Source organism: Arsenicicoccus dermatophilus, from assembly GCF_022568795.1.
GTDB classification, from domain to species: domain Bacteria; phylum Actinomycetota; class Actinomycetes; order Actinomycetales; family Dermatophilaceae; genus Arsenicicoccus; species Arsenicicoccus dermatophilus.
The window spans coordinates 292,781-317,590 of sequence record NZ_JAKZHU010000001.1; the positions used below are offsets into that span (position 1 = coordinate 292,781).

A 24,810-nucleotide genomic window follows, 5' to 3' on the forward strand; every position below is an offset into this window, starting at 1 on the left:
GGGCGCACGAAGGGGACAGCCATGGACGACCTCGACCGCGTGGTCGGTGAGCACGGCGGCGCCGTGGAGCGCGTCGTGGGGTCCGTGCTGCCGGGGGCGCCCGGGACCGCGGTCACCGAGCGGTCGCTGGCCCGGGTCGCCCGAGCCCGCCGGGGGGCGGGGGACGACGAGGAGCTGGTGCGCCAGGCGGTCGCCCGGGAGCTGCGGCGGGCGTGCCGCGAGGAGGACGTGCCGGTCCCGACGGACGACGAGCTGGCTCTGCTGTGGTCCCGGGCCAGGGCGGGTGGCAGCTCGGCCGCCGCGACCACCGCGCAGTCCGTGCGGGCCCGGGTGGCGTCCGAGCGGCGGACCCGTCGCCTGGTCGTGGGTGGACTGGCCGCGCTGACGCTCGGCATGGGGGTCTGGGGTGGCGTGCGAGCCATCCAGGGGCAGGACGCGGCGCCTCGGCCGACGGTCTCCTCGCCGCCCCGCACGTCCGCCCGACCCCGGCCCGGGCCGTCGCCGGCCTCGCCCTACGACGCAGCCCTCCGGCTGCCGCTCGGGAGACCGATCTCGCTGACGCCGCGCCTGGAGCTGGTGGGCGACCAGGTGCGCCTGGTGCGGCCGGATCGCGTCGACCGCCTCGGCGCGACCGCCGACGGCTCCGGGACGCCCCCGTGGCTGGACCGGCTGGGCCCCGACGGGGGGATCTCGATGATCCTCACCTCGCCGCCGAGCCCGCCTGCGGACCGGCCCGAGGACGTGACCCCCGGCACCGCCTCGGTGTGGTGGTGGCTGGGGCAGGACGCCCCGCACGAGCTGGCCCTCGGCGACGTGGGTGGCCTCGTCGCCCGGCCGGACGGCACCGCCGTCGCGGTGAGCGCGGCCGACGCGCCCCGCCCGGGAGCCCCGGCCCGCTGGCGGGTGCGGGTCCTGGACGCCAGGACCGCGCAGCAGACGGCGTCGCTGGACGTGCCCCAGGGCACCACGCTCGTGGCCTGGACCGACGAGGGCCTGCTGCTCGGGCGGCCGGGGCCGGCCACCCCTGCCGCGCCCCCGCGCGACGGCGGCGTGATCCAGCCGGTCACCTCCTGGGCCTGGTGGCAGCCGCAGCAGCCTGCGGCTCGGTCGGTGGGTGGGGTCACCAGCAGCTCCTTCGTGGCGGACCCGCGCGACCCCCACCGACGTCTGGTGCGGCAGGACGAGGACTGCGCCCGGCAGGTGACCAGCCGCGACCTCTTCGCCACGGGCCTGCCCTGCCTCACGGCGGACCAGCAGGCCGGGCGGGGACCGGGCGGGCGCTACCGGTGGCAGGACACTCCCGGCGGCGGCCTCCAGGTCATGGACACCACCACCGGGCAGACCCGCCGGTACGCGAGCGGCGACCAGCCGATGCAGGCCGGCGGCGGCATCGAGGTGGTCGGCTGGGAGGACGACCACACCCTCCTGCTGCACGTGGTCTCGGGCGAGCGCGGCAGCCAGGCGCTGCTCCTGCGCTGGGACGCCGCCGACGGCGCCATGGAGCGCGTCGCCGGCCACCCCGTGCGACTCCTGCCCCCCGAGCAGACGCCGCCGCGACGGTGACCCCCGCGAGCTGCCCCAGGGGTCGCGACGCGCCGCAGGCCACCGCCAGGTGCTCCTGGTGGTGGGGGTGGGTCAGCGCGGTTGCTGCGCCATACCCCGCTTGATGAAGTCCATGACCGACGTATCGGTGAGGGTGGTCGCGTCGCCGATCTCGCGGCCCTCCGCCACGTCCTTGAGCAGACGCCGCATGATCTTGCCGGACCGCGTCTTGGGCAGCTCGGCGACGATCATCACCGAGCGGGGGCGGGCGATCGGGCTGATCTCCTGGGCCACGTGCGCGCGCAGCTCCTCGCTCGTCCCGTCGGTCTGCTCGGCCCCCTCGCGCAGGATCACGAAGGCGCACACCGCCTGGCCGGTGGTCTCGTCGGCGGCGCCGACCACGGCGGCCTCGGCCACGGACGGGTGGGAGACCAGGGCCGACTCGATCTCGGCGGTGGACAGCCGGTGGCCGGACACGTTCATCACGTCGTCCACGCGACCGAGCAGCCAGATGTTGCCGTCGGCGTCGTACTTCGCGCCGTCCCCGGCGAAGTAGTACTTCTCCCCGAACCGGCTCCAGTAGGTGTCGCGGTAACGCTCCGGGTCGCCCCAGATGCCGCGCAGCATCGACGGCCAGGGCTTGGTCAGCACCAGGTAGCCGACCTTCTCCGGGTCGGTGAAGGGCTCGCCCAGGTCGTCCAGGATCTCCGCGCTGATGCCGGGGATCGGGCGCTGCGCCGAGCCCGGCTCCAGGGTGGTCAGGCCCGGCATCGGGCTGATCATGATCGCTCCGGTCTCGGTCTGCCACCAGGTGTCGACGATCGGGCAGCGGTCGCCGCCGATGTTCGTGCGGTACCACAGCCAGGCCTCGGGGTTGATCGGCTCGCCCACGGACCCGAGGACGCGCAGCGAGGACAGGTCGTACCCCGCCGGGATGTCCGCGCCCCACTTCATGCAGGTGCGGATGGCGGTGGGGGCGGTGTAGAGGATCGTCACCTTGTGCTTCTCGACGAGCTCCCACCAGCGGCCCTGGTGCGGGTGGTCCGGCGTGCCCTCGAAGACGACCTGGGTCGCGCCGTTGGCGAGGGGCCCGTAGACGAGGTAGGAGTGGCCGGTCACCCAGCCGATGTCGGCGGTGCACCAGTAGACGTCCGTCTCCGGGTGCAGGTCGTGGACCACGGCATTCGTGTAGGCCACCTGCGTGAGGTAGCCCCCAGAGGTGTGCAGGATGCCCTTGGGCCTCCCGGTGGTGCCGGAGGTGTAGAGGATGAACAGCGGGTGCTCGGCCGGCATCGGCTGCGCCTCGTGCTGCTCGTCCTGGCGCTCGACCAGCTCGTGCCACCACACGTCGCGGTCGCCCCAGGTGACCTCGCCGCCGGTGCGCCGGACCACGACGACGTGCTCGACCGGGGAGTCCTCGGCCGCGACCGCCTGGTCCACGGCGGCCTTGAGCGGCACCGCCCGGCCCTTGCGGAGCTGCCCGTCGGCGGTGATGACGACGCGCGCCTCGGCGTCGGCGACGCGGGTGCGGATCGCGTCGGCGCTGAAGCCGCCGAAGATCACCGAGTGCGGGGCGCCCAGCCGGGCGCAGGCGAGCATCGCGACGATCGCCTCCGGGATCATCGGCAGGTAGATCGCCACTCGGTCGCCGGTGGCGACGCCCAGCTCGGTGAGCGCGTTGGCCGCCTGGCAGACCCGGCGCTGCAGGTCGGCGTAGGTGATCGCCTCGTGGCTGCCGTCGGCGCCCTCGACGTGGATCGCGACCCGGTCGCCGTGGCCCGCCTCGACGTGGCGGTCCACGCAGTTCCACGCCACGTTGAGCTCGCCGTCGGCGAACCAGCGCGCGAACGGCGCCTCGCTCCAGTCCAGGACCTGGGTGAAGTCCTTGCTCCAGGTGACGTAGCGCCGGGCCTGGTCCGCCCAGAAGCCCTCGTGGTCGGCCGCCGCAGCGTCGAACAGCTCGGCCCGGCCGTTGGCCTGCGCGGTGAGCTCCGGGTCGGGCGCAAAGGTCTGGTCGCTCACGGGGGCTCCTCCTCGAGACGTCGTGGGGCTCCTTCATAGCCCGTACGGCGCACCCCCGCCACCCACCGCCCATCCCTTGGTCGCATCCCGTGCTCGCAGGCCCGTGTGCCACGATCAGGGGGCCCACGCACGCTCTCGGGAGGCGCCGATGTCCTCGCTCGACCTGACCCCGCTCACCCCGCCAGAGGGCGAGGGCCCCGCCGCGGCCGCGCTCACCCCGCCCGCCGGACCCGACGCCCGGCCCGCTCCCCGTCCCGCCGCGCCGCCGGGCGGACAGACCGAGCCGGCCGGCGCGGGACGTCTCGACATACCCGTGGCACCGCAGGTCCAGGAGGCTCTGCGCGCCAACGCGGGTGGCTTCGTGCAGCAGGTGCTGGCCCTCGACCCGCACTCGCCCGACCTGGACGCCCGGGTGCGGGACATCGGCACGATGGCTGACCGGGAGGTCGCCGAGTCGGCGGCGCTGAGCCGTCGGATGCTGGACCGGCAGGCCCGCTCCACGTCCGCCGAGCGCACCCAGGGCGGCCCCGAGCGCGCCGCCGCCGACCAGCTGGTGCAGCTGCGCCGCGTCGTCGAGGAGCTCGACCCTGCCCAGCTCGACCGGCCGACGCGCAAGCTGCTCGGGGTGCTGCCGATGGGGGACCGGGTCCGGGACTACTTCGAGCGCTATCTCGCCAGCCAGGACCGGATCACGATGATGATCCTGGCCTTGCGCACCCAGCAGGACGAGCTGCGCAAGGACAACGCCGCCATCGCGGGCGAGCGGGCCAACCTGTGGCGGTTCATGGGCCAGCTGCAGGAGTACGTCGTCCTGTGCGGCGCCATCGACGACCAGCTCACCGCGGCGCTCGCCGGCCTGGACGCCACCGACCCGGGGCGCGCGGCGGTGCTGCGCGACCGGGTCCTGCACGCCGTCCGGCAGAAGCGCCAGGACCTGCTCACCCACCTCGCCGTGTGCGTCCAGGGCTATCTGGCGCTGGACCTGGTGCGCAGCAACAACGAGCTCCTCGTCGGCGGCATCGACCGGGCCGCGACGACCACGATGGCGGCGCTGCGGACCGCGGTCGTGGTGTCCGACGCGCTGCAGGGGCAGCGGTTGGTGCTCGACCGGGTGGCGGGCGCGGACCGCGCGTCTGCGGGGATGCTCGACGGCTCGGCGGCGCAGGTGCGTCAGGCGGCGTCGGGCGAGGCCCCGGAGGCCGCGGTGGGTCGGCTCAAGGAGGCCTTCGGCGAGGTGTATGCCGCGCTGGACGACACCGTGGCCGCCCAGCAGCGCGGTGAGCGCGACATCGCCCGGCACGGCTGACGGCCGTGGCGGGCAACGCAGTGACGCGCTATCTCGCGTCGAGGAAGAACATCACGGGCACCGTGCTCGCGGCGGGCACGGCCGCGGCGACCGTCCCGACCCATCTGGCAGGTGACTGGTGGCCGGCCGCCGTGGTGGGGGTCTATGCCCTCGGCGCCGCGGTGATGCCCGAGCCCAGGAGCATGCGCACCGGCACGCAGGGCACCCAGCAGCTGGTCGCCGGCCTGCGCACCGACCTGCAGCGGCTGGTGGACTCGACCGACCGGGCGGCCAACCGGATGCCCGCGGAGGGCTACCAGGCCTTCCGCGACACCGTGGACGACCTGCGCGACGTGCTCGCCCGGCCTGCCCGGCTCGCGGTCTCCCCCGACGACCTGCACGTCGTGGAGCGCACCGTCCACGACTACCTCCCGACGACGATCGAGGGTTACCTCCACCTCCCGGCCGACCGGCTGACGGTGCCCGGCCCCGAGGGGCGCACCGCCGACCAGGAGCTGGTCCACCAGCTCGGTGCGGTGCGCGAGCGGGTCGCCGGGGTGCGGCGGTCGCTCGTGGCGGGGGATGCGCAGACGCTGTCGGACCAGGGGCGGTTCCTGGACGAGCGACTCGGCGGCTGACGCGCGGTCGGCCCCGAGCCGCGAGCCCTGGGCTCCGGACCCTGGGCCTCGGTGGAAGGCTCAGCCGATCCCGGCGAGCCGCAGCAGCGCTGCCGCGGTCGCTCCCAGCACCACGACGACGACGAAGGGCAGTCGGAGCAGGAGCGCCAGCGAGGCCACGGCGAAGGCACCGAGCCGCGCGTCCAGCGTCACGTGGCGCCCGGTGACGACGGTGTTGGCGGCGACGAGCGCGGCGAGCAGGCCGACGGTCGTGGTGGCGGCGAGCCGCCCGACGACGGGGTGCTCGAGGTGGTGGCTCGGCACCAGGTAGCCCGACAGCTTGGTGACGTAGCACGCGAGGCAGGCGAGCAGCAGGGCGGCGGTCACGCTCACGGGTTCTCCTCGGCGGTCATGCCGTGTCCTTCGTGGTCGGGCGATGCACGCCGCCGGCGGGGTGGCGGTGCGCGGTCGCCAGCCCGATGGTCAGGGCGACGAGCCCGGACATGATGATCGGGACGCCAGAGGGCAGCCAGGGCGTGGCGAGCACGCAGGCGAGGGCGCACACGACGGCGATGGCGCGGCCGTCGCCGTCCTGGAGCCGGGGCCACAGCAGCCCGAGGAAGCCCGCGACCGCGGCCCCGTCGAGGCCGCAGACCGTGGGGTCGCCGATGGTGTCGCCGGCCAGGGCCCCGACGAGGGTGAAGAGGTTCCACAGGACGAAGACCCCGACCCCGGCGGTCCAGAAGCCGCGCCGTTGCTCGGTCTGGTCCTCCTGGGCGAGGGCCGTGGCGGTGGACTCGTCGATGGTCAGGTGCGCCTGGAGGGGTCGCAGGAGCCACGGCGGCCTCAGCATGGCGTTCATCTGGATGCCGTAGAGCGCGTTGCGCACGCCGAGCAGCACGGCGGTCGACAGCGCGGTGGTGGGGGCTCCTCCGGCGGCGACGACCCCCATGAACCCGAACTGTGAACCTCCGGTGAACATCAGCAGGGACAGCAGGCAGCTCTGCCACACGCTCAGGCCTGCCCCGACCCCGAGAGCGCCGAAGGACAGGCCGTACAACCCGACCGCCACGGAGATCGACAGCCCCATCCGGGTGGCGGGTGTCAGCGTCATGCCGGGCACCCTGCCACGTCGGGGCCGGACGGGGCGACGGACGGCCGCCCGCTGGACTCGGAGGCAAGCCTGCTTGGCGCGCACAGGGATCTCGGGCGGCCGCATGGCTGCCGCATGGCGGGGCGCCGCCGCCGCGAATCGCCCCTCAACGACGCGCCGCGACGACGCCACTGCTCCAGTTGATATCACTGTCAAGTCGGTTGACACAATGGTCGCACCGGACGAATCCGCAATGTTCACCGAAGAGATGACGAGGGGGACGACATGGACGACAGTGGGTCCATGACCTTCGGCGCACGGCTGCGACACGCTCGGCTGGAGGCCGGCCTGTCGCAGGCGGACCTCGGTGGCGAGGAGTTCACGGTGTCCTACGTCTCCCACCTGGAGGCCGGGCGGCGGGACCCCAGCCCTCGGGTGATCAGCGTCTTCGAGCGGCGCCTGGCGCTGCCCCGCGGCTACCTCGCGGGCGGCGACTGGGGGCGGGGGCCGCAGGACGCCGGCGACGACGTGGGGACCAGCGACCTGGCCGCGCTCGCGTCCCGGGTCGTGCGGTCACGGTTCGCCGCGAGCCCCGCGGACCAGGCCGAGGTGGCGCGGGAGACCGCCGAGCTGGCCCTGCGCCAGGACCGGCCGGAGGTCTGGTGGGGCATGTCCCTGCTGCAGATCACGGCACTGAAGACGGCCGGGCGGTATGCCGACGCCGCGGCGGCGGCCGAGTCGCTGTCCCGTCACCCCTGGGTCCAGTCCCACCCGGCGCTCGCCGCCGAGGCGCACACCGTCGCCAGCCGCACCCATCGACGCGCGCTGGACCTCGCGGCGGCGACCCACCACGCCCACGCCGCCCTCGCCGCCAGCGGCGATGGCGTGGACGCGGCGCTGCGGGCGGAGGCGATCATCGCTGCGCTCGCCACCCGGCGGCTGCCGGCTGCGCCCCTCGTGCTGGAGCTGGAGACCCTTCACCACCGGTTGGCGGGCACCCACCTCGGCGGGCTGGTGGCGTGGACCCTGGGCAACGAGTCCTTCAACGACGGCGACCTCCAGGAGGGTCTGCGCTGGCACGAGGTCGCGGCGACCGAGGTCAACCCCGAGCTGGACCACCGCCAGTGGTCGCGGTTCGTGTCGGCGACGATCCTGCAGCGGGTGCGCCACGGCATCGACGACGGGCTGGCGGAGCTGCTGCCCGAGGCGCGGCACCACCTGGGTCGTCTGGCGAGCAGCTTCGAGCTCGCCGAGCTGGCGACCACCGAGGTCCGGTGGCATCTGCAGGCGGGCCGGCTGGACGAGGCGTCGGCCGCGCTGGACGCGGCCTTCGCGCTGCCGGAGGTCCCTGAGGCACCCCTCGGCCGGCTGCACCTGGAGCGGGCCCGGCTGCGGCAGCAGCGGGGTGATCGAGCGGGCGCCGAGGCCGACGCGGTCGCCGCGGCACGGTTGCTCACCCTGGCGGGCGACGGCGAGGGCTCGCGGGAGGCGTGGACGCTGCACGACACCATCACCACCGGGTCGTGACGCCCGTCCCGGTCGGTAGCCTGCGACCATGCGCCTCCTGCTGCTGCGGCACGGACAGACCACCGCCAACGTCGACGCCCTGCTCGACACTGCCCAGCCCGGTGCCGATCTCACCGAGAGGGGGCAGGAGCAGGCCCGAGCGGTCGTCGCGGCCCTGGAGGGCGTGCCGTTCGACGCGATCTACGTCTCGGACCTGGCTCGCACCCACCAGACGGCGGCCCCCGTCGCGCAGGCCCGCGGCCTGACCCCCGTCGAGCTCGGCGGCCTGCGCGAGGTGCAGGCGGGCGAGCTGGAGATGCGCGGCGACGCCGAGGCGGTCCGGGCCTACGTCGGTGCCCTGGTCGCCTGGGGCGACGGCGATCTCGACGTGCGTATGCCGGGAGCCGAGACGGGCCACCAGGTCCTCGAGCGGTTCGACGACGCCGTGGCGCAGATGGCCGCCGCGGGGCACACGGACGTGCTCGTCGTCAGCCACGGCGCGGTCCTGCGGTTGTGGAGCCTGGTGCGGTGCGGCAATCTCACGCCGGTCCAGCTGGGGGAGCGCCTCATCAGCAACACCGGGCTCGTCGTCGTGGAGGGGAGCCCGGGAGTCGGATGGTCCTGCGTGACCTGGGAGGACGTGCCCGTCGGCGGCGAGCAGCCCGGCGACGTCGCCCACGACGGGCCGACGGCGTGATCCCCGGCCACGGTCCCTCCTCCGCGGCGAGCGGCCCCGGGAGGGAACGTTCGGGACCTTTCGTCCGTCATACGGACATGAGCACCAGCACCCGTCCTCTCCCTGCCCGCTCGGCCGGCGCGCTGGCCGCCCTCGCGCTCGTCGGAGTGCTGACCGCCTGCGGCAGCGCCACCACCGACACCGCGGCGACGACCACCGCCGTGGCCACCTCCACCACGACGTCACCGGCGACGTCGCCCTCCACCCCCGCGACCCCAGGAGGCACCATGACCTCGCCCCTCGTCCCCTCGACCGACGTCAGCGACTCCGGCAAGGCCGGCCCGATCCGCAAGGTCACCGGCACCGTCTCCGAGGGCGTGGAGGCCAACTGCCTGGTCCTGGTGACCCACATCGGCGAGACCCTGCAGCCCATGGGCGGCGACCTCAAGCCCGGCGACAAGGTCACCGTGGAGGGCCAGGACGTCAAGGGCGTCATGACGACCTGCATGCAGGGCAAGGCCTTCCGCATCATCAAGGTCATCGAGCGGCACTGACGCGGCGCGGCTGCGGGCTCGCGCATCGGGCCCGCAGACCCGCGCGACGAAGCCCCCGACCGATCGGTCGGGGGCTTCGTCGCGCCGGGGTCGCGGCGGGGTCGGGATCAGCTGCCGGAGACGGCGTCGGCCAGGCGGGCCAGCGAGTCCTCGAGCTGGTCCTTGCTGATGACGGGGAAGGTCACGCGCTGCAGGAGCTGCTTGTCGGTGACCTTGCTCCAGTCGTAGGTCAGGGTGACCAGGGTCAAGTCGGCGCCCTGGGACTCCAGCTCCCACAGCCACTCCCAGCCCTTGGGCTCGGTGCCTGCAGGGGCCGTCTGCCAGGCCACCATCTTGTTGTCGAGGTAGCCCGTGACGTGGTTGTCGGTCTGGTAGTCGCCGCCCATGTGCTCGGCGTGCATGTTCATCGTGAAGGTCTGGCCGGTGGCGGTGATCCGGTCGGCCTTGGAGTCGCTGCGCACCGTGCCCGAGCCGTCGATCTCCGCGTGGCGGGACGGCAGGGTCAGCACGTCGAAGATCTCCTGGGCCGAGGCGTCGATGGTCCGCTGGACGCTGATCTTCTTGTCGTCGCTCATGGTTGGTCCCTACCCAGCGGGTAGTCGACATATGCCAGGCGGCGCGAGTCGGGCGCCCAGCCGTTGACGTTGGTGGCCCCCTGACCGCCGAAGACGTCTGCCAGCACCCGCACCTGGACGTCCGGGGTCCCCAGGGCCGGGTCGGCGAGGTCGATCAGCCTGATCTGCGCGGGTACGTCGGCCGGGTGCTGCTGCGTGCCGGGCTCGTAGGCGAGGTAGGCCAGCCACCGGCCGTCGGGGGAGGGGTGCGGGAACCAGCTCACCCGGTCGTCGTACGTGACCTGCTGCAGGCCGCCGCCGTCCGGTCGGATCCGGAAGATCTGGCTGTGCCCAGGGCGCTCCGCCGCCAGCTCGCTGTTGAACCACACCCAGGAGTCGTGCGGCTCGCCGGGGGCGCCCGGGCCGAGCTCGGGGCCGTCGCAGGCCTGCGTGTCGGTGAGCAGCCGGACCTGGCCGTCGCGCAGGAGGCCCACGTTGGTGCGGATCACGTCGTCGGTGTGCAGCCGGCCGGTGAGGACGGTCAGCGCCAGCGTCCCACCGTCCGCGCTCTGCCCGTGCAGGTAGTACCTGATCGGCGCAGATCCCGGATCTGGGGTCACGCAGCGTGGTGTCCCGCCGGTCCACGGGACGCGGTAGACCCGACCGTCAGCGGTCAGCAGGTGCGCGGACCCGTCCGGGGTCACCAGGTGGTCGTTGTTGGCGACGCGGATCGGGTCGGTGTCCACCTCGGCGAGGGGGCCGGCGGGTCGCAGCTCGGCGTCGAGCGGCAGCACCCGCAGCCGGCCCGCGCCGTTGACGACGAGGTGCCGTCCGTCGGGCGAGAAGTCGGGCGACTCGAGGACGAGCTCGCTGTTCTCCAGCAGGATCTCGCGCTCGTCGGTGATCACGTCGTGCAGTCGAACGACGCTGCGGCGCCCCGGGGGGAGGGGGCGCCCGAAGGGGCGAGCAGTGGCCATCCTGGGTGTCTCCTGGGCGTGGGGTGACGTCAGGGCGTGTCAGTTCTTGACGCACGGATGACGAGTTGGACACGAATGGGTTACACGGGCGCCATTCGCGCGCGCCGGAGGCCCGAAAGGTCGCAGACTAGCGGTGCCACACCTCGTGGCACCATCAGACCAACATCATGGGCAGGCCGGCATACGCGCGTGCGGTTACTCAGCGTAGTTGTCGGACCGCGAGCGATCCTGGGGGGTTCCGACATGTCCGCGCCACTGTCCGAGGCAGACAAGCTGCATCGTCGCCGCCGTCGTCAGGTCATCGCCTTCATCACCTTCCCCGCCGTGCTGATCGCCACCGCCGGCGTCGGCAGCGCCGCGGGCAACGGGTGGCTCAGGGGCTACAGCAAGCCCGTGTGCTCGCCGATGGTGGTCGCCGCGCCGGCGCGAAGCTCCTTCAGCCTCAACGTCCTCAACTCCAGCGGGATCCCGGGCGCGGCCAGCCCGGTCTACCAGGAGCTCGGCAAGCGCGGCTTCCGGATGGCGACGCTCGGCAACGACACCGTCCTGCGCGCGACCGCCCCGCAGGGCGAGATCCGTTACGGCTCCAAGGGACTGGACCAGGCGTTGCTGATCCAGCAGCAGGTGCCGGGTGCCAAGATGATGCGCATCCCGGACCGCACCGACAGCGCCGTGGACGTCGTCGTGGGCACGGCCTTCCCGGGTCTGGCCCCCCGCCCCCCGCGACCCCCGGCCCGACCCGAGCAGGTCCTGGTCAACGTCTACAACACGACGTACTACGAGAACCTCGCCACCAACACCAGCAACGAGCTGGTGGCCCGCGGCTTCCGGCGTGGCGCCATCTCGGCCGACCCGCAGAAGAGCTGGGTCCGCGAGATCGCGGTCATCCGGCATGGCGAGAACGGCGACCTGAACGCCAAGCTGCTCCAGCAGCAGGTGCCCGGGTCGACGCTGCAGCTCGACGGTCGCAAGGACGGCTCCCTCGACCTGCTCCTCGGCATGCAGTGGAAGGGCCTGATCGCCCGGGACAAGATCCCGCCGATCCCGCCGCCGCCCCCGGTGGTCAAGCCCACCGTGGCGCGCCCCTGCCCTGCATCCTGACGAGCGGCGCCGCCGCACCGGCCCGGCCGATGCGCTCGCGCCCTGGGCGCGGAGGGCGACCTCATGACGCTCCCGGCGTACGACAGGGACAGCCTGCCGCGTGGGGAGCACGCCGTCCCCGGGCCGCTGCGGGACCGGATGGTCACGCTGGCCCGCCCCGCGGACCGGTTCCCGCCCGTCCTGCCCCGCCCGCACGGGGCCAGGCTGGCCCCGTGGCACGTTCGAAGAGGGCCCATGACGTGCTTCTCGGGGCCAGGCTGGCCCCGAGAAGCACGAGGGGTCCCGTCGGCACGGGGCGGTGTCAGCCGTCGGTCGGACGGTCGCGGCGCAGCAGCCGGGCGGCCACCACCGCGATCGCGACCAGCACCACCGCCAGCAGCACGTGCAGGTCGCTCACCCGGTCCTGCCAGCCCTGGATCCGGCTCTGCCACGCGAGCTGGGTCTCCGTGTCGCTCGGGGCGGGCAGGGTCGTCGTGCCGTCGCTGAGGACGAAGACCAGACCGATGGCGACCATGATCGCGCCGGTCAGCAGGCTGGTGGAGTGGGTGCGGATCGGTCCGAGGCGCACCTCGCGACCGCGCAGCCACCGCTGGTCGCGCAGCCCGGCGCGGTCCCACAGCATCGCCAGGACGGCGAGCGGGAGGGTCATCCCCGCGGCATACACCGCCATGAGCAGCGCGCCGTAGGCGGCAGAGCCGCCCGCCATCGCGATGGTGAGGATCGACCCCAGCACCGGGCCGGAGCAGAAGCCCGAGAGCCCGTTGAGGGCACCGAGCGCCACGACCGAGAGGGTGGAGCCCACCCGCAGCCGACCCTGCGCGCGCTGGGCCGCCGCCAGGTGGAAGCCCCCGCCGAGCGCCACGAGGAGCCCGAGCGCGATGACCACGAGCCCCCCGACGCGGGTGGCGGCCTCCCGGTGGACGGTGAGCAGGGCGCCTGCCGAGCCGACGCCGGCGCCGAGGGGCGCGAGCACGAGCACCAGCCCGAGGTAGAACGCGAGCACCTGGCGCAGCAGCACCAGCGGCCGGTCGAAGGCCAGGGCGAAGAACGACGGCAGCAGCAGCGCCGAGCACGGACTGACCAACGACAGCACCCCGCCGAGGAGCGCCCCCAGCAGCCCGATCTCACCCATCGACGCGGCTCAGCCCCTGGCGGCCTTGGCGCGCTCGATGACCTGGACGAAGGCCTCCTCGGGCTGCGCGCCGACCAGCGGGGTGCCGTTGATGATGAAGACCGGGGTGCTGTTGGCGCCGAGCTGCTGGGCGGTGGCCGTCTCGGTGCCGATGGCCTCGTCGATCTTCGAGGACTCCATGTCCTTGGTGAACCTCGCGAGGTCGGTGACGCCGGCCTGCTTGGCGAAGGCCAGCAGCTTGTCGTCGGTCAGGTCCGGGTGCCCCGAGGTGGGGGAGGCGGCGAACAGCGCGTGCTGGTACTCCCAGAACTTGCCCTGCTCGCCCGCGGCGCGGGCGGCCATGGCGGCGCGACGGGACTTGTCGCCGAAGATCACCAGGTCGTGCCACTCGATGCGCAGGACCCCCGCGTCGACGTACTTCTTGATCAGCGCGGGCTGCGTCTGCAGCGCCCACTTGGCGCAGAAGGGGCAGGCGTAGTCGGCGTACTCGATCATGGTGACCGGGGCGTCGATCTTGCCGATCGCGAGCGGGTCGCCCTCCTTGCGGCGGGCGGTGTCCTTGACCTTGCCCTGCGTGGTGGGGGCGGCGCCCGGCTGCCCGGCGCCCTGGCTCGTCGTGGCCGCCGTGGGTGCGGCTGCCGGCTGGCCCGAGGGGCGCATGAGCAGCATCCCGATGATTGCGACGGCGACGGCGAGCAGAGCGGCGAGGATGGTGACCTCGCGGCTGCGGCCGCGCCCTGTGGTGGAGCTGGACATGCATCCTCCCGAGGTGGCTGTGCGCCCAGGATAGGCGGTGGGGCAGCAGCGTCCGCACGCAGCGGGTGCGGGGGCGTGGCGTCCGTCATACCGCCTGGTCGGCCTGCGCTGCTAGCGTCCGAGCGGACCCCCGTCGCCTCGCGCCCCAAGGAGCAGCAGCATGCGCAGCGCCAAGGACTTCTTCGCCCCCCTCGCCGTGGGCGCCCCGACGCCCCTGCGGGAGGTCCCCGCCCGCCCGTCGCGCGCGATCCACTTCTTCGACCCGAGCAACGCCAAGATGGCGGCCAAGATCCCCGCCATGGTCGGCACGGTGGACGTCCTCCTCGGCAACCTCGAGGACGCGGTCAAGGCCGATGACAAGGAGGCCGCCCGGCAGGGCCTGGTCGACATCGCCAAGGCCACGGACTTCGGCCCCACCCAGCTGTGGACCCGGCTCAACGCCCTCGACTCGCCGTGGTTCCTCGACGACATCACCACGCTCGTCGGCGAGATCGGCGACACGCTCGACGTCGTGATGATCCCCAAGGTGCAGGGCGCCGAGGACATCCACTACGTCGACCGGCTCCTCGCCCAGCTCGAGGCCAAGGCCGGGCTGCAGCGCCCGATCCTCGTCCACGCGATCCTGGAGACGGCCCGCGGCATGGCCAACGTCGAGGAGATCTGCGGCGCCTCCCCGCGCATGCAGGGCATCTCGCTGGGCCCGGCCGACCTCGCGGCCGACCGCCGGATGAAGACCACGCGCGTCGGCGGCGGTCACCCCGGCTACCTCGTGCGCCAGGACCCCACCACGGGCGCGGACGGCACCGCCGACATCGCCGGCGCGCGCCCGACCTACCAGCAGGACCTGTGGCACTACACCATCGCCCGCATGGTCGACGCCTGCGCGATGCACGGGATCTGCGCGTACTACGGGCCCTTCGGCGACATCACCGACGTGGTGGCCTGCGAGGACCAGTTCCGCAACGCCTTCCTGCTCGGTTGCGTGGGCACCTGGACGCTGCACCCCAAGCAGATCGAGATCGCCCGCCGCGTCTTCTCGCCGTCGGTCGAGGACGTGCGGCACGCCTATGTCGTCAAGGAGGCGATGGGCGACGGCACCGGCGCGGTCATGGTCGACGGCAAGATGGAGGACGACGCCTCGCTCAAGCAGTGCCTCGTCATGGTCGAGCTCGCCGAGCAGCTCGCCGCGATCGACCCCGAGCTCAAGGCGGCCTACGACGAGGTCCGGGCCGCCGCCACCACCTCGACCGGGAAGTGAACCACGATGAGCGACACCACCTTCCGTCCCCGCCGTTCCGTCCTCTACATGCCCTCCTCCAACGCCCGCGCGCTGGAGAAGGCCAAGACCCTGGCCTGTGACGGGCTGATCCTCGACCTCGAGGACGCCGTCGCCCCCGATGCCAAGCCCGGGGCCCGCGAGTCCGCCTGCGCCGCGGTGCAGTCCGGTGAGTACGGCCGACGCGAGCTGACGATCCGGATCAACGGCCTCGGCACCCCCTGGCACGACGACGACCTGCGCGCCGCCGCCCAGGCCGGACCGGACGCCATCGTGGTCCCCAAGGTGTCCTCCGCCGACGAGGTCCGCCGGCTCGTGGACGCCATGGAGGCCGCCGGCGCCCCTGACCGGACCACCCTGTGGGCCATGGTGGAGACGCCCGTCGCGATGCTGCGCTGCGAGGAGATCGCCTCGGCCTCCGAGCGGCTCAGCGTGCTCGTCATGGGCACCAACGACCTGGTCAAGGAGCTGTATGCCGAGCACGTGCCCGGCCGCCAGCCGCTCCTCGCCGGCCTCGGCCTCGCCCTGCTCGGCGCCCGGGCCGCGGGCAAGGCGATCCTCGACGGGGTCTACAACGACGTCAAGGACGCCGACGGCTTCCTGGCCGAGTGCGTCCAGGGCCGCCGGCTGGGATTCGACGGCAAGACGCTGATCCACCCCGGCCAGATCGCCGGCGCCAACCATGAGTTCCGGCCCTCGCCGGCCGCGGTCGAGCAGGCGCGCGGCATCCTGCAGGCCTGGGAGGACGGCCAGGGCTCCGGCGTGGTGACCTACGACGGCAGGATGATCGAGAACCTCCACGTCGAGTCGGCGCGGCGCGCGCTGCAGATGCACGAGGCGATCGAGGCGCTGGAGTCCGACGCCTCGAGGTGACGGACGGCTGGGGGCACCCGCCCCCCCGGCGCGGGACGGCGCCCGGTCACAGGGTGATGTCGGTCGCGGCATACCGCGTCTGCCTGCACGTCGCCGAGGTGCATGCGGTTTAGCGTCTGGGCATGACCATGCATGCAGGGCGCAGACACTCCATGCTGCGCACGAAACCCATAGAGACCATCCGGGCCCAGCAGGCCGAGGACAGCGAGGGAGGCGGCCACTTCAAGCGCCACCTGCGCGCCCGCGACCTGATGGGTTTCGGCATCGGCATGATCATCGGGACGGGGATCTTCACCCTCACCGGGATCGAGGCCAAGCAGCACGCCGGCCCGGCCGTCACCATCGCCTATCTCCTCGCCGGGATCGTGAGCGCGCTCGCGGCCCTGTGCTATGCCGAGCTGGCGTCCTCGGTGCCGACGGCGGGCTCGGCCTACACCTATGCCTACGCGACCATCGGGGAGGTCTTCGCCTGGATCATCGGGTGGGACCTGGTCCTGGAGTTCGCGCTCGGGGCGGCCGTGGTGAGCCGGGGCTGGTCGGGCTACATGCTCCACCTGTTCCCCTGGCTGCCGTCGTCGCTGTTCGGCGAGGGGGCCACCGTCAACGTGGGCGCCATGCTGATCACCCTCCTGCTCGGCGTCGTCGCGATGATCGGCGTGCGCGAGAGCTCCCTGGTCACCAACACCCTGGTGGTCATCAAGGTCGCCGTCTGCCTCTTCGTCATCGCCGTCGGCGCGTTCTTCGTCCACCCCGAGAACTGGCATCCCTTCATCCCGGCCACCCGGCAGATCGCGTCGGGCGGCGCCGGCGGCGGGCTTGAGCAGCCACTCACCCAGTGGGCCTTCGGGATCACCCCGACGCAGTTCGGCATCGGCGGGGTGCTGACCGCCACGGCCGTGGTGTTCTTCGCCTACTCCGGCTTCGAGTCGGTCGCCAACATGGGTGAGGAGAGCCGCAACCCCAAGCGGGACCTGCCGATCGGCCTCGTCGGCTCGCTGCTGATCTGCATGGCGCTGTATGTCGGCGTCTGCCTGGTCATCACCGGGATGGTGCCGTACGACAAGATCGACGAGGGCGCCCCGATCGCCGCGGCCTTCAGCCAGGTCGGTCTCGGCTGGGCGGGCACGCTCATCTCCCTGGCGGCGGTGTGCGGTCTCACCTCGGTCATCCTCATCGACATCATCGGCATGTGCCGCATCGCCTTCGCCCTGGGCCGCGACGGGCTGCTGCCCGCCTCCGTGTCCACGATCCACCCGCGCTGGGGCACGCCCTACCGCGTCACCATCGCCACGGTCGTCCTGATCATGCTGCTCGGTGGTCTGGTGCCGTTGAAGGATCTCGCGGACATGGTGTCCATCGGCACGCTGTTCGCCTTCCTCGTGGTCAGCGTGGCGGTGCCGGTGCTGCGGCGCACCCGACCCGACCTGGAGCGGCCCTTCCGGGTGCCGCTGTCGCCGATCGTGCCGGCCGTCTCGGTCCTCGCCTGCGCGTACCTGATGGCGAGCCTGTCCATCGCGACGTGGGTCCGGTTCGTGGTCTGGATGGCCCTGGGGCTGCTGCTCTACCTCACCTACGGCCGGCGCAACGCCCGCATCGCCCAGGAGCGAGGCCAGCTGGTCTGACGCGTCGCGGCTCGTGGGACGGACGGTCCGGCGCCCCCTGGGTGGGGGTGCCGGACCGTCCTCGTCGTGCGAGAGTGGCCGTATGGCGACGCTTCGCGAGATCGACCTGACCATGCCCGACGGGGTCTGCGATGCCTACCTGGCCCGGCCTGACGAGCCCGGTCCCCACTCGCCGGTGCTGCTGATCATGGACGCGATCGGGCTGCGACCCCGGATCGCCGAGATGGCGCGGCGGCTCGCGGACGACGGCTACGCCGTGCTGGCGCCCAACGTCCATCACCGCGTCGGACGCCAGCCGCTCCTGGACCCGGCCCTGATGTCCGCCGAGCGCACCGCGGAGCGGCACGCCCGCATCGGCGAGCTGCTGTCCACCCTGACCCCCGAGGACTGGGACGAGGACGGCCCGGCCTATCTCGCCCGCTTGCGGGCGCTCGGCGAGATCAGCGACGAGGACGTGCGTGTGGTGGGCTACTGCATGGGCGGGGCGCTCGCGCTGCGGCTGGCGGCGCGCTGCCCCGACGACGTGTCGGTCGTGTGCGGCTTCCACGCGGGGCACCTGGTCACCGGCGGCGCGGACAGCCCGCACCTGCTGCTGGAGGACATCCAGGCGCGGCTCTACTTCGGGTTCGCCGACCAGGACGCCACGATGACGGCGGCCGAGATCGAGACCTTGCGCCTCGCGGCCGAGGACGCCGACTGCGACTACGAGGGCGAGGTCTATCCCGGAGCCCGGCACGGCTTCACGATGTCCGACCTGCCGGCCTACGACGCGAGGGCGACCGAGCGGCACTGGGAGGCGCTGCTGCAGGTCTTCGACGAGGCCTGAGCCGCTCCCGAGCAGCGCCGCCCTCAGCGGGCGAGGGCCGCTGCGGCCCGCACGATCGAGTCCACGTCGATGCCGTGCAGGGCATAGGCCTGCTCGACGCTGCTCGACTGCCCGAACTCCGTGACCCCCAGGTGCCGGGTCCGATCGCCGCGCACCGCGGCCAGGAAGGCCAGGGTGTGCGGGTGCCCGTCCTGCACGGTCACCAGCGGAGCCGGTCGGTCGCGGGGGAGGATCACGTCCAGGATCGCGCTGCCCCGGTCGGCGTCCAGCTCGTCGCGCGCCTGCAGCGCCTCGAAGACCCGGTCCGGGCTGGTCAGGCACACCACGCCGGCCGCGATCCCCAGCTCGGCCAGCCGGTCGGCCGCGGCGAGCACCTCGGGCATGATCGCGCCGACCCCGACGAGTGTCACCCGCTCCTGGTCGTGCGAGCGCAGGCGGTAGCCGCCCGCGAGGACCTGACGGCGCCGCTCCTCCCGCAGCGCGGGATCGGTGGAGACGTCCGCCAGCGACTGGTCGACGGGTCGGGTCGTGAGGCGCAGGTAGGCCGAACGCCCGTCGGGTCGACCGATTCGGGAGATGGCGTCCAGCAGGCACCACTCCAGGTCCTGGGCGAAGGCCGGCTCCCAGGCGGTGCACCCGGGCTGTTCCAGGCCGATGGACGGCGTCGAGATGGACTGGTGCGCGCCGCCCTCGGGGGCGAGGGTGACGCCGGAGGGAGTGCCCACGAGGATGGACTGGCCGCCGGCATACATCCCGTAGGACCAGGGCTCGAGCGCGCGGGACACGAAGGGGTCGTAGACCGTGCCGATCGGGACGAGAGGCTCGCCCCAGCGACTCCACGTGGCTCCCAGCTCGCCGAGCAGGCTGACCAGGTTGACCTCCGCGATGCCGAGCTCGATGTGCTGCCCGCGGGAGCCCTCGGTCCAGCGCAGGAGCCGCTCGGTGTCGTCGGCGAACCAGTCGTGCCGCTCGCCCGGCGACCACACGCCGGTCTTGTTGATCCACCCCCCGAGGTTGGTGGAGGAAGCCACGTCCGGGCTGACCGTGACCACGCGCCGACCCACCTCGGGCGCGGCGCGTGACAGGTCGGAGAGGAACCGTCCCAGCGCGGCCTGGGTCGAGGTGACGGCCTTGTGGCCCCAGGGCAGCTCGGTGGGGACGGTCTCGACCGGGTGCGGCTCGGGGGTGGCGCGCTGCAGCCGTCGGGCGGTCTGCGCGACGAGCTCGGCCTCCGGGGTCCCCGGGTCGAATCGGTGCCACGGGTCGTCCAGGGTCATGCCGGAGAGCTCGGCCAGGTCCCCGAGCTGCTGCTCGGTGAGCAGCGCGGAGTGGTTGCCCGGGTGGCCCTCGGTGGCCAGGCCGCGCCCCTTGAGGGTGTAGGCGAAGATCACCGTCGGGCGGGTGTCGTCGATCTGCCGGTAGGTCTCGAGCAGCCGGGGCAGGTCGTGGCCGCCGAGGTCACGCACCGCGGTGGCGAGCTCGTGCTCGGACAGGGAGCCCACCAGCTCGCGCAGCGCCTGGGAGGGCGCGGCGCCCAGGACCCGGTCGGGCAGCTCCTCCGGGCGGGAGCGCAGGAGTCGCTGGTACTCCTCGTTGGGCATGTCTTCCAGACGGGTGCGCAGGTCCGCCCCACCCTCGCCGCGCCCGAAGAGCTCGGTGACCTGGGTGCCCCAGGTGCAGGTCAGCACCTGCCAGTCGGCGGCCTCGAACATGCCCTGCAGCCGGGCGATCTGGACGTCGGGGATGATCCGGTCGAGGGACTGGCGGTTGAGGTCGACGATCCAGACGACCTCGCCGAGCGCCCGGGCGCCGGGGTCGGTGATCGCCTCCCACACGGCCCCCTCGTCGAGCTCGGCGTCGCCCAGCAGCGAGATGAAGCGACCGGCCAGCGGGGTCTCGGGGAACTGGTCGCGCAGGTAGCGGTGGGACATCGCGGCCCACAGCGGGGCGGTGGCCCCGATGCCGACCGATCCCGTGGAGAAGTCCACCCGGTCGGGGTCCTTGACCCGGCTCGGATAGCTCTGCAGCCCGCCCAGGTCGCGCAGCCGGGGCAGGTAGCTCTCGTCCAGGTCGCCGAGCAGGTAGTTGATGGCGTGCAGCACGGGGGAGGCGTGCGGCTTGACGCTCACCCGGTCCTCGGCGCGCAGCTCGCCGCCGAACCACAGCGAGGTCATGATCCCGACCATGGAGGCGCTCGACGCCTGGTGACCGCCGACCTTGACCCCGGAGGTGTTGGGACGCCCGCGGTTGGCGTGGTCGACGATCGCGCAGGACAGCCACAGCACCCGCTGGGCGATCGCGTCCAGGGCGGTCCCGTCCACGGTGGCGCCGGCGGACAGGGGACGCCCGTCCGCGCGGGGCTCCGGGTGCTCCTGCTGCGCGAGGCGCTCCTGGGCGTCGGGGCCGGCGGTGTCCTGGACGTCGATCATCGTGGCTCCTCGTCGCCGCTCGCGTGCCGCACGTCGTCGTGCGGGTCCCTTCGTCCCGACTCTAGGTCACGTGCGGTCGCCCGCGCAGCCGGGGTGGCGCCGGTGGGGGACCCGCAGGTATGACGACGGTGCGGCCCCCGCCTCCGCGGGGACCGCACCGTGTCGCTTGCGCGCCTGTCGGCGGTGGGGGGACCTCAGTCCTCCCACTCCACGAGGACCTGACCGCCCTGGACGGCATCGCCGACGGCCACGTCGACCGCCTTGATCGTGCCGTCCTTGGGGGCCGTGACCTCGGTCTCCATCTTCATGGCCTCGAGGACGAGGAGCGTCTCGCCCTCCTTGACCTCCTGGCCGTCCTCGACGAGCACCTTGACGACGGTGCCGGCGATGTTGGCCGTGAGGGCGTTGGAGGAGCTGGCCGGGGCCTTGGCCGCGGTGGGAGTCACGCCGTGCGCGGACATGCTGCCGACGAGCACCGCACCCAGGGTGGGCTTGGGCTCCTCCTGCACCTCCACCTCGACGTCGTAGACCGTTCCGTTGACGGTCACCTTGAGCAACATGAGAGTCCTTTCGGTTGCCGGCGGCGGTCAGCGGACGCCGTGGTGGATCTGGTGGGAGTGCTGGATGTCGGAGCGGCCCTGGGCGGACCAGGCGGAGCCGCGACGCAGGTGGACCTGCTTCACGGTGGCCCGCTTGCCCAGGTAGGCCGCGACCGCAGCGGAGATCGCGAGGAGCACCTCGGAGGGCACCTCGTCGGCACGGGCGCCGACGACGGCCTCGAGAGCCTCCAGACGCGCAGTCAGGTCTGCGACGAGCGACTGGAGCTCGGCGACGGTGGGTTCGCTCATGATGGTTCCTTCCTCGCAGCTCGGCAGATCACAGCGGGATCAGGCCGTGCTTCTTGGCGGGACGCATGTCGCGCTTGCCGGCGAGCATCTCCAGGGCCCGGGCGACATGACGACGGGTCTCGGCGGGCTCGATGATGTCGTCGACCAGTCCGCGGGCGGCCGAGACGTACGGCGTCGAGAAGGCGTCGCGGTAGAGCTGCACCAGCTCGGCCCGCTTGGCCGCAGGGTCCTCGGCGTCGGCGATCTCCTTGCGGAAGACCACTCCGGCCGCGCCCTCGGCGCCCATGACGGCGATCTCGGCGGTCGGCCACGCGAACACGCGGTCGGCGCCCAGGTCCTTGGAGCACATGGCCAGGTAGGCACCGCCGTACGCCTTGCGCAGCACCACCGTGATCTTGGGGACGGTGGCCGAGGAGTAGGCGAACAGCATCTTCGCGCCGTGGCGGATGATGCCGCCGTACTCCTGCTGCACGCCGGGCAGGAAGCCGGGGACGTCCACCAGGGTCACGAGCGGGATGTTGAAGGCGTTGCAGAAGCGCACGAAGCGCGCGCCCTTGTCGGAGGAGTCGATGTCCAGGACACCGCTCATGACGTTGGGCTGGTTGGCGATGATGCCCACCGTGCGGCCCGTGATGCGGGCGAAGCCGACCACGATGTTGGGGGCGAAGCCGGCGTGCACCTCGAGGAAGTCCGCGCCGTCGACGAGCTTGCCGATGACCTCGCGGACGTCGTAACCCTTCTTGGGGTCGTCCGGGATGACGGAGTCCAGCGACTCGTCGGGCTCGACCTCGTCGAAGCCCTCGACCAGCGGGGGCTCCTCGGTGTTGTTGCTCGGCAGGAAGCTCAGGAGCTTCTGCGCGATGAGCACGGCCTGCTCGTCGTCGTCGGCCACGAAGTGGGTGACGCCCGAGCGGTTCATGTGAGCCTGGGGGCCGCCCAGCTCCTCGGCGGTGACCTGCTCGCCGGTGACGGACTTGATGACGTCCGGGCCGGTGATGAACATCCGCGAGCCCTTGGTCTGGATGATGAAGTCCGTCAGGGCGGGGGAGTAGGCCGCACCACCGGCGCAGGGGCCGGCGATGATGGAGATCTGCGGCACGACGCCGGACAGCGCGACGTTCTGGAAGAACACCTTGCCGTAGCCGGACAGCGAGTCGATGCCCTCCTGGACGCGGGCGCCGCCCGAGTCGTTGATGAAGACGAACGGCGTGCCGTTCTCCAGCGCCGAGTGCAGGGTCTTGGCGACCTTGGTGGAGTGCATCTCGCCGGCGGAGCCGCCCGCCACCGAGAAGTCCTGGCTGGCGACGTGGACCGGACGGCCGAAGACCGTCGCGGTGCCGGTCACGACACCGTCGGCCGGCATGACGGCCTTGTCCATCCCGAACAGCGTGGTGCGGTGCTCGGTGAAGAGCCCGATCTCCTCGAAGCTGCCCTCGTCGCACAGGTCGGCGACGCGCTCGCGCGCGGTCTTCTTGCCGGCCTCGTGCTGCTTGGCGTGGCGCTTCTCGCCACCACCGGCCTCGACGGCGGCGCGACGCTCGCGCAGCTCGGCGATCCGGTCCTTCATCGTCTTGGGTGCGTCAGTCATGATGACCAGTCCTCTCGGCCGCTCAGGCCGGCTTGACGGCGACGGAGTGCTTCTTGCCGTCGATGGAGATCTCGTACTTGATGGGCACCCGGACCGGGCCGGTCTTGCTGTCGCCCATGGCGGCGGCAGCCTTCTCGGCCTCGAGCTCGGCGGGGTCCTTGCCGACGTTCTTGGGGCCCTCCGGGCGGCTCTTGAAGAAGCCGGGAGCGACCTTGGGGAACATCGCGTAGGTGAGGACGTCCTCGTCGGTGCCGTCGAAGCCCTCGATGCCCTCGGCCTCCTTGCGGAGGTTGTCCCACTCGTCGCCGATGAGGTCGCCGGGGCGCACGTCGATCGGCTCCTTGCCGGTCTGCGTCTTGGCCTTCTCCACGACCTCCGGGTCGAGCTCGCCCATGACCGAGCCGTAGTAGCCCAGCATCAGGTCGGCGAACTCGGCGGTCAGGACCTTGTAGCGGCCCATGAGGACGTTGAACACGGCCTGCGTGCCGACGATCTGGGAGGACGGCGTCACCAGGGGCGGGTAGCCGGCGTCCTTGCGCACGCGCGGCACCTCCTCCAGGACCTCCTTGAGCTTGTCACCGGCGCCCTGCTGCTTCAGCTGGGACTCCATGTTGGAGATCATGCCGCCGGGGATCTGGCTGTCGAAGATGTCCGTCTCGACGTTGAACGCCGACATGAACTGCGTGTAGCGCGGCCTGACCGCGGCGAAGTGCTCCTTGATGTGGCCGAGGCGCACCTTGTCGAGGTCTGCGATGAAGCCGGTGCCCTCGAGCATCTCCTGCAGCGACTCGGTCGGGTTGTGGCCCGGGCCGAGGGACAGCGAGGAGATCGCGGTGTCGACGACGTCGGCCCCGCCCTCGATGGCCTTCATCAGCGACACGAGGGTGACGCCGGTGGTCGCGTGGCAGTGCACGTTGATCTGCATGTCCGGCATCTCGGACTTGATCGCCTGGACCAGGTCGAAGGCCGGCTGGGGCTTGAGGAGGGCCGCCATGTCCTTGATGGCGATGGAGTCGACGCCCACGTCGCGCAGCTCGCGCGCCTGCTTGAGGTAGACGTCCACGTTGTGCATCGGGCTCGTGGTGTAGCAGATGGTGCCCTGCGCGTGCTTGCCGGCCTTCTTGACGGCTGCGATCGCGCGCTCGACGTTGCGGGTGTCGTTGAGGGCGTCGAAGGTGCGGAAGACGTCCATCCCGTTCTCCGCGGCCTTCTCCACGAAGTGGTCGACGACGTCGTCGCCGTAGTGGCGGTAGCCCAGGAGGTTCTGTCCGCGCAGCAGCATCTGCAGCCGCGAGTTGGGCAGGAGCTTGCGGAAGGTGCGCAGCCGCTCCCAGGGGTCCTCGTTGAGGAAGCGGATGCAGGCGTCGAACGTCGCCCCGCCCCAGCACTCGACGGACCAGTAGCCCGCCTGGTCGATGTCCTCGCAGGCACCCACCATGTCTTCCAGGGCCATGCGGGTCGCCATCAGACTCTGGTGGGCGTCCCGCAGGGCCAGCTCCGTCACGCCGATCTGTCGCTGCTCTGTGGCCATGA

The 24,810-nt window shown here is 72.5% G+C and carries 23 protein-coding genes; 11 read left to right on the forward strand and 12 right to left on the reverse strand.

All coding sequences use genetic code 11. From position 1 onward, the window contains the following. Positions 1 to 21 precede the first annotated feature (21 nt). Positions 22 to 1,563 (forward strand): hypothetical protein, encoded by a 1,542-nt coding sequence (locus MM438_RS01375; protein ID WP_241449889.1) that lies wholly within the window; start codon positions 22 to 24, stop codon positions 1,561 to 1,563. Positions 1,564 to 1,635: 72 nt separating this feature from the next. Here the strand turns inward: MM438_RS01375 and acs are convergent, their stop codons facing one another. After that, positions 1,636 to 3,564, reverse strand: a complete 1,929-nt coding sequence (gene acs / locus MM438_RS01380) for an acetate--CoA ligase (RefSeq protein WP_241449891.1) — start codon at positions 3,562 to 3,564, stop codon at positions 1,636 to 1,638. A 148-nt stretch (positions 3,565 to 3,712) separates the two neighbouring features. Between acs and MM438_RS01385 the strand changes: the two genes are divergently transcribed. Together MM438_RS01385 and MM438_RS01390 are read left to right on the forward strand one after the other, a co-directional pair. Then, entirely contained in the window at positions 3,713 to 4,870 is a 1,158-nt protein-coding gene (locus tag MM438_RS01385) for a toxic anion resistance protein (RefSeq protein ID WP_241449893.1), read from the forward strand. A 5-nt stretch (positions 4,871 to 4,875) separates the two neighbouring features. Beyond that, the gene (locus MM438_RS01390; protein ID WP_241449901.1) at positions 4,876 to 5,487 is read left to right on the forward strand and encodes a hypothetical protein; all 612 of its coding nucleotides are present in this window, start codon (positions 4,876 to 4,878) and stop codon (positions 5,485 to 5,487) included. Positions 5,488 to 5,547: 60 nt separating this feature from the next. Here MM438_RS01390 and MM438_RS01395 read toward each other — a convergent pair whose 3' ends face one another. Together MM438_RS01395 and MM438_RS01400 are read right to left on the reverse strand one after the other, a co-directional pair. Continuing rightward, positions 5,548 to 5,859, reverse strand: coding sequence for an AzlD domain-containing protein (locus MM438_RS01395; protein WP_241449910.1), 312 nt, complete (start codon positions 5,857 to 5,859; stop codon positions 5,548 to 5,550). Between the two features lie 16 nt (positions 5,860 to 5,875). Continuing rightward, complete coding sequence (locus tag MM438_RS01400) at positions 5,876 to 6,580, reverse strand: AzlC family ABC transporter permease (RefSeq protein ID WP_241449912.1); 705 nt, start codon at positions 6,578 to 6,580, stop codon at positions 5,876 to 5,878. Positions 6,581 to 6,862: 282 nt separating this feature from the next. Here MM438_RS01400 and MM438_RS01405 point away from each other — a divergent pair, with 282 nt between their 5' ends. The 3 genes from MM438_RS01405 (at position 6,863) to MM438_RS01415 (ending at position 9,295) form a co-directional block, all read left to right on the forward strand. Further along, positions 6,863 to 8,086, forward strand: a complete 1,224-nt coding sequence (locus tag MM438_RS01405; RefSeq protein ID WP_241449914.1) for a helix-turn-helix domain-containing protein — start codon at positions 6,863 to 6,865, stop codon at positions 8,084 to 8,086. 28 nt (positions 8,087 to 8,114) lie between these two features. Next, positions 8,115 to 8,762, forward strand: coding sequence for a histidine phosphatase family protein (locus tag MM438_RS01410; protein WP_241449916.1), 648 nt, complete (start codon positions 8,115 to 8,117; stop codon positions 8,760 to 8,762). A gap of 77 nt (positions 8,763 to 8,839) precedes the next feature. Then, a complete protein-coding gene (locus MM438_RS01415; RefSeq protein ID WP_241449918.1) occupies positions 8,840 to 9,295 on the forward strand; it encodes a hypothetical protein in 456 nt (151 codons plus the stop codon). Positions 9,296 to 9,402: 107 nt separating this feature from the next. Here the strand turns inward: MM438_RS01415 and MM438_RS01420 are convergent, their stop codons facing one another. Next, positions 9,403 to 9,870: an SRPBCC family protein gene (locus MM438_RS01420; protein ID WP_241449920.1), complete on the reverse strand. Its 468-nt coding sequence runs from the start codon at positions 9,868 to 9,870 to the stop codon at positions 9,403 to 9,405. Continuing rightward, positions 9,867 to 10,826, reverse strand: a complete 960-nt coding sequence (locus tag MM438_RS01425; RefSeq protein WP_241449922.1) for a TolB-like translocation protein — start codon at positions 10,824 to 10,826, stop codon at positions 9,867 to 9,869. The genes MM438_RS01420 and MM438_RS01425 overlap by 4 nt, the downstream gene beginning before the upstream one ends. 243 nt (positions 10,827 to 11,069) lie before the next feature. On the opposite strand from MM438_RS01425, the gene MM438_RS01430 reads away from it, so the two are divergent. Further along, positions 11,070 to 11,927, forward strand: a complete 858-nt coding sequence (locus MM438_RS01430; protein ID WP_241449924.1) for a LytR C-terminal domain-containing protein — start codon at positions 11,070 to 11,072, stop codon at positions 11,925 to 11,927. A gap of 301 nt (positions 11,928 to 12,228) precedes the next feature. Here the strand turns inward: MM438_RS01430 and MM438_RS01435 are convergent, their stop codons facing one another. Next, on the reverse strand, positions 12,229 to 13,059 hold the full coding sequence (locus MM438_RS01435) for a cytochrome c biogenesis CcdA family protein (RefSeq protein WP_241449925.1): 831 nt from the start codon (positions 13,057 to 13,059) through the stop codon (positions 12,229 to 12,231). A 9-nt stretch (positions 13,060 to 13,068) separates the two neighbouring features. Further along, entirely contained in the window at positions 13,069 to 13,815 is a 747-nt protein-coding gene (locus tag MM438_RS01440) for a DsbA family protein (protein ID WP_241449933.1), read from the reverse strand. A gap of 160 nt (positions 13,816 to 13,975) precedes the next feature. On the opposite strand from MM438_RS01440, the gene MM438_RS01445 reads away from it, so the two are divergent. The 4 genes from MM438_RS01445 (at position 13,976) to MM438_RS01460 (ending at position 18,412) form a co-directional block, all read left to right on the forward strand. Then, entirely contained in the window at positions 13,976 to 15,073 is a 1,098-nt protein-coding gene (locus MM438_RS01445; RefSeq protein ID WP_241449935.1) for an HpcH/HpaI aldolase/citrate lyase family protein, read from the forward strand. 6 nt (positions 15,074 to 15,079) lie between these two features. Beyond that, positions 15,080 to 15,964 (forward strand): HpcH/HpaI aldolase/citrate lyase family protein, encoded by an 885-nt coding sequence (locus MM438_RS01450; RefSeq protein WP_241449937.1) that lies wholly within the window; start codon positions 15,080 to 15,082, stop codon positions 15,962 to 15,964. A gap of 122 nt (positions 15,965 to 16,086) precedes the next feature. Beyond that, positions 16,087 to 17,586, forward strand: a complete 1,500-nt coding sequence (locus MM438_RS01455) for an amino acid permease (protein WP_241449945.1) — start codon at positions 16,087 to 16,089, stop codon at positions 17,584 to 17,586. Between the two features lie 82 nt (positions 17,587 to 17,668). After that, positions 17,669 to 18,412 carry a dienelactone hydrolase family protein gene (locus tag MM438_RS01460; RefSeq protein ID WP_241449947.1) on the forward strand — a complete coding sequence of 248 codons (744 nt, stop codon included), beginning with the start codon at positions 17,669 to 17,671 and terminating at the stop codon, positions 18,410 to 18,412. 23 nt (positions 18,413 to 18,435) lie between these two features. Here MM438_RS01460 and MM438_RS01465 read toward each other — a convergent pair whose 3' ends face one another. The 5 genes from MM438_RS01465 to MM438_RS01485 form a co-directional block, all read right to left on the reverse strand. Continuing rightward, on the reverse strand, positions 18,436 to 20,841 hold the full coding sequence (locus tag MM438_RS01465) for a transketolase-like TK C-terminal-containing protein (protein WP_241449949.1): 2,406 nt from the start codon (positions 20,839 to 20,841) through the stop codon (positions 18,436 to 18,438). Positions 20,842 to 21,035: 194 nt separating this feature from the next. After that, on the reverse strand, positions 21,036 to 21,401 hold the full coding sequence (locus MM438_RS01470) for a biotin/lipoyl-containing protein (RefSeq protein ID WP_241449951.1): 366 nt from the start codon (positions 21,399 to 21,401) through the stop codon (positions 21,036 to 21,038). A 27-nt stretch (positions 21,402 to 21,428) separates the two neighbouring features. Further along, a complete protein-coding gene (locus MM438_RS01475; RefSeq protein ID WP_241449953.1) occupies positions 21,429 to 21,689 on the reverse strand; it encodes a hypothetical protein in 261 nt (86 codons plus the stop codon). Positions 21,690 to 21,717: 28 nt separating this feature from the next. After that, a complete protein-coding gene (locus MM438_RS01480; RefSeq protein WP_241449955.1) occupies positions 21,718 to 23,277 on the reverse strand; it encodes an acyl-CoA carboxylase subunit beta in 1,560 nt (519 codons plus the stop codon). Positions 23,278 to 23,299: 22 nt separating this feature from the next. Beyond that, positions 23,300 to 24,808 (reverse strand): methylmalonyl-CoA carboxytransferase subunit 5S, encoded by a 1,509-nt coding sequence (locus MM438_RS01485; protein ID WP_241449957.1) that lies wholly within the window; start codon positions 24,806 to 24,808, stop codon positions 23,300 to 23,302. Positions 24,809 to 24,810 lie beyond the last annotated feature (2 nt).

Bases quoted from the DNA above. Each gene is read 5' to 3' on its own strand.
- MM438_RS01375 (WP_241449889.1), top strand. From the start codon at position 22: ATGGACGACCTCGACCGCGTGGTCGGTGAGCACGGCGGCGCCGTGGAG.
- MM438_RS01425 (WP_241449922.1), bottom strand. From the start codon at position 10,826: ATGGCCACTGCTCGCCCCTTCGGGCGCCCCCTCCCCCCGGGGCGCCGC.
- MM438_RS01405 (WP_241449914.1), top strand. From the start codon at position 6,863: ATGACCTTCGGCGCACGGCTGCGACACGCTCGGCTGGAGGCCGGCCTG.
- MM438_RS01480 (WP_241449955.1), bottom strand. From the start codon at position 23,277: ATGACTGACGCACCCAAGACGATGAAGGACCGGATCGCCGAGCTGCGC.
- MM438_RS01455 (WP_241449945.1), top strand. From the start codon at position 16,087: ATGACCATGCATGCAGGGCGCAGACACTCCATGCTGCGCACGAAACCC.
- MM438_RS01415 (WP_241449918.1), top strand. From the start codon at position 8,840: ATGAGCACCAGCACCCGTCCTCTCCCTGCCCGCTCGGCCGGCGCGCTG.
- MM438_RS01440 (WP_241449933.1), bottom strand. From the start codon at position 13,815: ATGTCCAGCTCCACCACAGGGCGCGGCCGCAGCCGCGAGGTCACCATC.
- MM438_RS01475 (WP_241449953.1), bottom strand. From the start codon at position 21,689: ATGAGCGAACCCACCGTCGCCGAGCTCCAGTCGCTCGTCGCAGACCTG.
- MM438_RS01420 (WP_241449920.1), bottom strand. From the start codon at position 9,870: ATGAGCGACGACAAGAAGATCAGCGTCCAGCGGACCATCGACGCCTCG.
- MM438_RS01450 (WP_241449937.1), top strand. From the start codon at position 15,080: ATGAGCGACACCACCTTCCGTCCCCGCCGTTCCGTCCTCTACATGCCC.
- MM438_RS01460 (WP_241449947.1), top strand. From the start codon at position 17,669: ATGGCGACGCTTCGCGAGATCGACCTGACCATGCCCGACGGGGTCTGC.
- MM438_RS01435 (WP_241449925.1), bottom strand. From the start codon at position 13,059: ATGGGTGAGATCGGGCTGCTGGGGGCGCTCCTCGGCGGGGTGCTGTCG.
- MM438_RS01485 (WP_241449957.1), bottom strand. From the start codon at position 24,808: ATGGCCACAGAGCAGCGACAGATCGGCGTGACGGAGCTGGCCCTGCGG.
- MM438_RS01385 (WP_241449893.1), top strand. From the start codon at position 3,713: ATGTCCTCGCTCGACCTGACCCCGCTCACCCCGCCAGAGGGCGAGGGC.
- MM438_RS01400 (WP_241449912.1), bottom strand. From the start codon at position 6,580: ATGACGCTGACACCCGCCACCCGGATGGGGCTGTCGATCTCCGTGGCG.
- MM438_RS01410 (WP_241449916.1), top strand. From the start codon at position 8,115: ATGCGCCTCCTGCTGCTGCGGCACGGACAGACCACCGCCAACGTCGAC.
- MM438_RS01470 (WP_241449951.1), bottom strand. From the start codon at position 21,401: ATGTTGCTCAAGGTGACCGTCAACGGAACGGTCTACGACGTCGAGGTG.
- MM438_RS01430 (WP_241449924.1), top strand. From the start codon at position 11,070: ATGTCCGCGCCACTGTCCGAGGCAGACAAGCTGCATCGTCGCCGCCGT.
- MM438_RS01445 (WP_241449935.1), top strand. From the start codon at position 13,976: ATGCGCAGCGCCAAGGACTTCTTCGCCCCCCTCGCCGTGGGCGCCCCG.
- MM438_RS01465 (WP_241449949.1), bottom strand. From the start codon at position 20,841: ATGATCGACGTCCAGGACACCGCCGGCCCCGACGCCCAGGAGCGCCTC.